Consider the following 245-nt stretch of genomic DNA (forward strand, 5'->3'; position numbering starts at 1 on the left):
TTCAAATAATATTTTTAAAGGCGCCTTGATTGAAAACTCATGATTGATCCGTGAAATGGTTTGAGTCGCCTTTAATGAATGTCCGCCAAGGTCAAAGAATTGATCCTCTTTGTATACACGATCAACGTCTAAAATGTCCTCCCATATGGCAGCAAGCAATTGCTCTGTTGTCGTTTCTGGCAATTGTTTTTCAAGAGGTTGTCCATTTTTGTGATGATTCAGCTTGAGGGCTTCATGGTCAATAG

The 245-nt window shown here is 39.2% G+C and carries 1 protein-coding gene; it reads right to left on the minus strand.

Annotated elements, in window-relative coordinates; translation table 11 throughout:
* The coding region (locus SB658_RS26625; RefSeq protein WP_410603499.1) for a phosphopantetheine-binding protein at nucleotides 1-245 on the minus strand (245 nt) is incomplete at both ends.

The organism is Bacillus sp. SIMBA_008, assembly GCF_046535495.1.
Lineage (GTDB): Bacteria > Bacillota > Bacilli > Bacillales > Bacillaceae > Bacillus > Bacillus subtilis.